This window comes from Xenorhabdus griffiniae (genome assembly GCF_001028135.1).
Taxonomy (GTDB): domain Bacteria; phylum Pseudomonadota; class Gammaproteobacteria; order Enterobacterales; family Enterobacteriaceae; genus Xenorhabdus; species Xenorhabdus bakwenae.
Map to the genome: position 1 here is coordinate 1 of NZ_LDNM01000180.1, position 6,115 is coordinate 6,115.

Sequence of the window (6,115 nt, forward strand, 5' to 3'; positions counted from 1 at the left end):
CAGCTCTTTACTCGAAGCAACCTGTTTATTTTTGACTAAAAAACATTCGTGATCTTGCCCTGGCTTAACTACCCTTCTTTCACGTATAGAATCATTAGCGAGTGAACAACAACAATTATTTATTACTACTCACAGTACTTTTGTTCTGAACCGATTAGGATTGGATGCTCTGATATTAGTTGGTTGTAATGCTATAAGTAAAATATCTTCTCTTAGTCCAGAGACTATTTTTTATTTTCAGAAGCTTCCCGGCTATGACACACTCCGAATGGTTCTTGCACACAAAATAGTTCTTGTAGAAGGGCCTTCTGATGAAATCATTTTCGAACGGATATTTAGGGATAATTATGGTAAGCGTCCTATGGAGCTTGGCATTGATGTAATAAGCATGAGGGGATTATCTCTTGGTAGGTGTTTAGAGCTATGTGCGGCATTAGACAAACCAGTTGCTGCTCTCCGTGATAATGATGGTATTGATCCATCTGAGTTACAAAAACCGATAGAAAATTGGCTAAAAAAAAGGACGAAGAGAGTTGTTTATTGGCAATATTGAGTATGGTAAGACGCTAGAGCCACAACTAATAGCACACAATGATGAATCTATAATGCGTAAAATTCTTGGTATTACTCCAGCCGCAGATTTGGGAATTTGGATGAAACGAGAAAAAACGGAAGGTGCTTTGCGTATTGCTAGCTCTGAGATAACTATTGTAGCACCTGCTTATATCCAAGAGGCTGTAAAATTTATTTATGAATAATCAATTAACTCTTGCTGTTGCTGGATCTAGAAAAACTCAAGGCATTGTTGAATATTGCTCTGATCTTCCTAAAAGCAAGCATGTACTCGTATTAACCTATACTCAGAGAAATCAGCATGAATTACGTCATCGTCTTTCTGTTTATGCGGGAGATCATCAAGGAATAGAAGTGCTAGGGTGGTATACATTTTTGCTTCGCCATTTTGCTAAGCCTTTTTTGCCATTTAAATTTCCTCATAAACGTGTTCAAGGGTTCCATTTTGATGCTCGACCTGCTCGAATGGCAAAAGGGATAAGTCGTTTTATGGATTCTAAAGGCGCTATTTATGCCTGTGAACTTGGACGTCTTGCTCATGAACTGATCTCAGATAGTAAAGGAGCATTGTTATATCGCTTAGAATGCCTTTACGATGAAATTTTGATCGATGAGGTTCAGGATTTGAGTGGTCATGATTGGGAAATTATCGATATATTACTTTCATCATCAATTGATGTACGAATGGTTGGAGATATTCGCCAGTCTGTACTTTCCACTAACCCTCGTAGTTCTAAGAACAAACAGTATGCTTATGCTGAAATAATAAACTGGTTTAGAGAGCGGCAAGATAAAGGTCTTCTTGATATTGTAGAAAACTCGAAAACATGGCGTTGCCATGAAAATATAGCTGTTTTTTCTGACACTATTTTCAACCCAAATTGGAAATTTCCGGTTACAGAATCAATGAACGTAACTATTACGGGGCATGATGGAGTATTTCTTGTTCAGAAAAAACATGCTGCATCTTATGTAGAGCAGTTCAATCCGCAATGCCTTCGCCACTCGGTTAGTTCAGGTAAAGAGTTTTATTTTGATTTTTTGAATTTTAAAATATCAAAAGGAGCTACCTTTGAAAGGGTATTAATTTTACCAACTGATGGTATCTCTAAATTTATACAGAAAGGTGAATATCTTGCACCAACTCCTGCTGCTAGTTTTTATGTAGCTGTAACACGTGCAAGACAAAGTGTCGCAATCGTGATTGATAATCCAGGTGAATCCTCTCTTCCTTATTGGCAGCCTTAGCACACAGGGACAGTATTTCAATGTTCAAAACAATAGGTGCATTGATTTTCTTATTGCTATACCTAATATAATTCGATAATCTGATTCTGCTCAATCACCATCATAGATGGTCACATAGCTGTAATGGCAACAAAACTCTCGTAGCCTGAAAGAGAGAGCTAGAATTGCGGTACATCTGCCCACCTTTGGAAGCAGATATTGTCAAGACACCTAAACCCTCGTCTGGCAATGAAGGTCTCTTAAACTAATAGATAACCCAAAAGGATATCTTTATCTGGTTACCGAAGTGTATTGAGCGTGGGTTCATACACTGGCATTTCAAATCAACATAAATCCTATTTATCTTCAATGAACAACCGGATAGTTTTTGCGCATCCGTTCATACTTTTATCTATCTCTATTTGAATTATTCAACAGACAATTTTTCTACAGCTAATCCATTAACATGACTACTGTTTGACATTTAACCTTACGGCGTTTTGCTGTGTCTGATGGCGCTTCAACGTTCGCACGATTTTTGCTAACTATTTACAGAACTCAAGGCGTCACTTTTTGCGGGTTACCGCTGAAAGTGACGCCGCAGCCAAAGAACAATGCAACCCTGACAGGCTCTAGCCTGATTAACTACGTAGTGAATCTGACACTGCTTTTTATAGATTGAAAAAGGAGAGATTGACGATATCGAGGCTGGCTTTATGCCGGTGGGGATGACCTGCAAATGCAGGCGGCAGTACTGAGTACTCAACCGATACCCCGCAATACCTCAACTTGCGTTCACTCTGGCGCACAGATATTCGTCAAGGGCAAAGTAGATATTTTCTATTCTGTCCGAATTGTCGCGCGCCAGAGATTGCATGTTGTCAGGTAATAAGCAAGAAAATTAATGAACTGACTGATTGGGGAATTAAAAATTCGGATCGCTGTCCGTTATGTTGAATAGTTTTATAATCGTTAAACTTAGCTGTTCGGTTATTGAGTCTGATAATACAATCAGTTAAAGTATTCCCGCCATTGGCAAATACCAATGGTCAAGGTTTAGCAGCCTTGTGTAACTATACACTGGTAAGAAGTTTTACCAGTGTGCCTGCATTCGCCCTTTCAATGGTGATTCAGGTAGGGGAGGCTTCGGCCTCGCCGGTCATAGTTACCCGGTCTGCTAACCCTGCCTTGAATCACCACCATCAATGATCAATTAATGGAAGGGATAGCAGGAATGAATAACAATGTTAAAAATGATTGGCATCAAGCCGATATAATTGCTGCATTGCGTAAACGTGGTACAACTTTAGCTGCTGTTTCTCGTGAGTCGGGACTCAGTTCATCTACACTGGCAAACACTCTCAGTCGTCCTTGGCCTAAAGGTGAATGGATAATCGCAGATTATCTCGGTATACATCCCTCTGAAATTTGGCCTAGCCGTTACTTTGATATGTATGGTCAGTTAATTGAGCGTAAGGTTCGTGATAAACCTCAGGAATAACCCGTTTTAATTTGTGATCCAGTTCGTAAAAATGATAAATGTTTATATGAAGCCTTGAGCGTGAAATGGCAGCCAAATTTGACCATTTCCAAATCTCATGGCTTTTTTGCTTTAACGTTATGATTAAAAAGTTATAAACCTAATTTCCACGTAAAAACTACCAGACTTGATGTAGCAAAATAATGTGGGGGTACAACTGGGGGTATGTTAGTTTTTTAATAAAATTAATTTATTAAATATTAATATGTTAACATGCCAGTATTGCGCTCTCCTCCCCGCTCTGGCTATAAGAAACAGCTCGGCATCAATAGCGATCAAGCAACTGAAATCCAGCAACTAACCGACACTATCACCTACCAGAACACGCACATTGACATGCTGCATGAACTTGACACCCGACACACTCAGGAACTCGCCAATGCCAAGACTGAAATCGATACTTTGCGGGCTGATGTTGCCGCTGGTCGTCGCAAGCTGCGCATCAAAGCCGCCTGTCCTGTGTCTGAAACCATTACCTCCGGTAGCGTGGGCGATGCAGGAACCGTCGAACTCACTGGAGAAACTGGATCAACTGTTCTCGATATCCGAGAAGGCATCATCAACGACCGGGCAAAATTAAGATATTTGCAGGAATATGTTGGGAGTCAGTGTCGATGAAAAAATAAAGTAATTGCTCGCTAATTGTTTCAATAAGAAATTATGGAGTATCTCATTCTTTGCTAGTAGATTTTAGCTTATAGAAAGACAAAATGCGCAAAGGATAACAATATGGAAAGACGCGGTAATTATTTTATAAAACCAGTACGAGTGATTGGGAAAGGTGGTTTCGGGTATGTAGAAGAGGTGGAGCTTTACAGCCTTGATAATAGGAAATGTGGTAACTATGCTAAAAAAACACTATCAATAACTAATAAAGATCTGCTTAAAATTTTCACAATCGAGGAATGGACGCGTAGATTTCGCAGAGAAGCCATCTATCAGGCTTCTTGTAATCATTCAAATATAGCCCCGATTTACATTCACCATTTATCCGTCAATAGTCCTTGGTTTATTAGTGATCTTGCAGAGAATGATTTAAACCGTGAGTTTTGTATAGGTCAGTTAGAAGTATCAGAAAAACTGAATATTATATCGATGATACTTAAAGGGGTTAAGTATATGCATGAGGAAAAAGGATACTTGCATAGGGATTTGAAGCCCGCGAATATCCTTAGATTTCCAGATGGTACTTATAAAGTTTCAGACTTTGGCTTGGTAAAAAACTCAAATAAGAAAGAAGAGTCTGAGGTATTAACTAACTTTGCCGTTAAAATGGGAACTGATGGTTATATGGCGCCTGAAGCTCAGGAAGGATTTTATGATGAAAAGACAGATATCTACGCCCTTGGTGCAATCATTGATCGATTTAGCATAGGTCAACTGAGAGGAATGGATGATTTCATTCTTAAAAGCACAGCTTATAAGCCTGCAAGTAGATATAACTCAGTTGCGGACATGTTAATAGATTTTGAGAAAATCATTCGGGAGAATAACCAATGATGACCTTATTGAGTTGTGGCCTATTTTCCTTGGGGAAAAGTGCTATGAGGGATAATCAAGACTCCGTTATGCCGCCTAAGATTGCAGGTAATGGATATATTATGGCTGTAGCTGATGGAGTTGGGTCATATGATGGAGCAAAAGAGGCTTCACAGACGTCCGTAAATCATCTTTCAAATTTCAACATTGAAGGTGATTTAAATATTGGGAAAGTGTTTTCTGCAATAAAAAAGGATATATCCAAGCTCTCTGAAAGCAACGCTACTCTCCATAGAGCCGCAACAACACTGACATTCTGCTACATTAATCAGAATAGTTTGCATATCGGACATGTAGGTGACACAAGAATTTATGTAAGAAGAGGCAGGAAGCTAGTTCAGTTATCGACAGATCATACTCAGCATCAAAAATTGATTAATGAGGGATTGTTCACAAAGAAAGAATTGGAGGGTATGGGGGGAAAAAATACATTAACGTCAGCTCTTTCAAAAGTAATTGATGTGGATTATCAGGAGTTACATTTCTCTCTTTCTGAGCTTGTTGGTGATGAAGATGTATTAGATATATACATTATGTCTGATGGTGCACATCACTTCTGGGAAAAACGACCTAGATTTTCAGATAACACACTGCGTAATCCAGTTAGATTTGCTTCCAGTTTGCAAAAACGAATTGAAAAAGCCACGCCGATTGATGATTACTCATTGGTAGCGGCTAGTTTTAAGATTTCATGAGTGATGCTTCACCTCACCACCTCAGAGCAAATGATACTGGGGTGGCAGGAGTATGTTAGGACGCAGTGTCATTACGAGAGGACGGCAAGAATGTTACCGTCCGACTCGATTTATTAGTATGTTCAAATTGGTTAATTTGGCGGGTTTACCGGAACAGGAGGAACTACATTGCACCATGGCAACACAGGGATTAACACGCAAATAGGATCTAAAGGATCCCCCAAGGAAGCACTGGAAATATTGGCGTAAGTTTGCAGCGGTAGAATAGCCGAACCCGCCAACAGGCAAAGAAGAAGATATTTTTTCATTTTATTCACCCTATTTTGCTGATTACAACAAAGACCATTAAACCCATTTCCATACAATAACAAGCGAATAATGCTTAACAATTAGTTACTCTCTGAAACTAAAGTAAATATTTCTGTGTCCATTCTCTGAGTGGCTACAGAAATAACCCATGCTGCCACCCCGTTCCTACCAGGGCGCGAGCATACTTTTTAACACCTATTGAATAAGGGTTAATAACGTGATCTAATTAGCC

At 39.3% G+C, this 6,115-nt stretch carries 9 protein-coding genes; 8 read left to right on the plus strand and 1 reads right to left on the minus strand.

Translation table 11 applies throughout. The annotated features are described in order from the left end of the window. Window positions 1–268 precede the first annotated feature (268 nt). From AAY47_RS20200 to AAY47_RS19520, 8 genes are all read left to right on the plus strand, one after another. The gene (locus AAY47_RS20200) at window positions 269–553 is read left to right on the plus strand and encodes an ATP-dependent endonuclease (protein ID WP_053460651.1); all 285 of its coding nucleotides are present in this window, start codon (window positions 269–271) and stop codon (window positions 551–553) included. A gap of 52 nt (window positions 554–605) precedes the next feature. Then, window positions 606–758 (plus strand): hypothetical protein, encoded by a 153-nt coding sequence (locus AAY47_RS22150; protein ID WP_160300222.1) that lies wholly within the window; start codon window positions 606–608, stop codon window positions 756–758. Continuing rightward, complete coding sequence (locus AAY47_RS19500) at window positions 751–1,821, plus strand: UvrD-helicase domain-containing protein (RefSeq protein ID WP_047772029.1); 1,071 nt, start codon at window positions 751–753, stop codon at window positions 1,819–1,821. Before AAY47_RS22150 ends, AAY47_RS19500 begins: the two co-directional genes overlap by 8 nt. Window positions 1,822–2,793: 972 nt before the next feature. Further along, entirely contained in the window at window positions 2,794–3,009 is a 216-nt protein-coding gene (locus AAY47_RS22155; RefSeq protein ID WP_152911283.1) for a hypothetical protein, read from the plus strand. A 25-nt stretch (window positions 3,010–3,034) separates the two neighbouring features. Beyond that, window positions 3,035–3,301, plus strand: coding sequence for a helix-turn-helix domain-containing protein (locus AAY47_RS19505; RefSeq protein WP_038251699.1), 267 nt, complete (start codon window positions 3,035–3,037; stop codon window positions 3,299–3,301). A gap of 252 nt (window positions 3,302–3,553) precedes the next feature. Further along, window positions 3,554–3,958, plus strand: coding sequence for a lysis protein (locus AAY47_RS21520; protein ID WP_053014365.1), 405 nt, complete (start codon window positions 3,554–3,556; stop codon window positions 3,956–3,958). 111 nt (window positions 3,959–4,069) lie between these two features. Next, window positions 4,070–4,840, plus strand: a complete 771-nt coding sequence (locus tag AAY47_RS19515) for a serine/threonine-protein kinase (protein WP_047772032.1) — start codon at window positions 4,070–4,072, stop codon at window positions 4,838–4,840. Beyond that, window positions 4,837–5,574, plus strand: coding sequence for a PP2C family protein-serine/threonine phosphatase (locus AAY47_RS19520; protein WP_047772034.1), 738 nt, complete (start codon window positions 4,837–4,839; stop codon window positions 5,572–5,574). The genes AAY47_RS19515 and AAY47_RS19520 overlap by 4 nt, the downstream gene beginning before the upstream one ends. A gap of 131 nt (window positions 5,575–5,705) precedes the next feature. On the opposite strand, the gene AAY47_RS22160 is transcribed toward AAY47_RS19520, so the two are convergent. After that, on the minus strand, window positions 5,706–5,882 hold the full coding sequence (locus AAY47_RS22160) for a hypothetical protein (RefSeq protein ID WP_160300223.1): 177 nt from the start codon (window positions 5,880–5,882) through the stop codon (window positions 5,706–5,708). Window positions 5,883–6,115: the final 233 nt, after the last annotated feature.

Excerpts from the sequence above, each read along its gene's own strand:
- AAY47_RS19505 (WP_038251699.1), top strand. The coding sequence starts at position 3,035 with ATGAATAACAATGTTAAAAATGATTGGCATCAAGCCGATATAATTGCT.
- AAY47_RS20200 (WP_053460651.1), top strand. The coding sequence starts at position 269 with ATGGTTCTTGCACACAAAATAGTTCTTGTAGAAGGGCCTTCTGATGAA.
- AAY47_RS19500 (WP_047772029.1), top strand. The coding sequence starts at position 751 with ATGAATAATCAATTAACTCTTGCTGTTGCTGGATCTAGAAAAACTCAA.
- AAY47_RS19515 (WP_047772032.1), top strand. The coding sequence starts at position 4,070 with ATGGAAAGACGCGGTAATTATTTTATAAAACCAGTACGAGTGATTGGG.
- AAY47_RS19520 (WP_047772034.1), top strand. The coding sequence starts at position 4,837 with ATGATGACCTTATTGAGTTGTGGCCTATTTTCCTTGGGGAAAAGTGCT.
- AAY47_RS21520 (WP_053014365.1), top strand. The coding sequence starts at position 3,554 with ATGCCAGTATTGCGCTCTCCTCCCCGCTCTGGCTATAAGAAACAGCTC.
- AAY47_RS22150 (WP_160300222.1), top strand. The coding sequence starts at position 606 with ATGCGTAAAATTCTTGGTATTACTCCAGCCGCAGATTTGGGAATTTGG.
- AAY47_RS22160 (WP_160300223.1), bottom strand. The coding sequence starts at position 5,882 with ATGAAAAAATATCTTCTTCTTTGCCTGTTGGCGGGTTCGGCTATTCTA.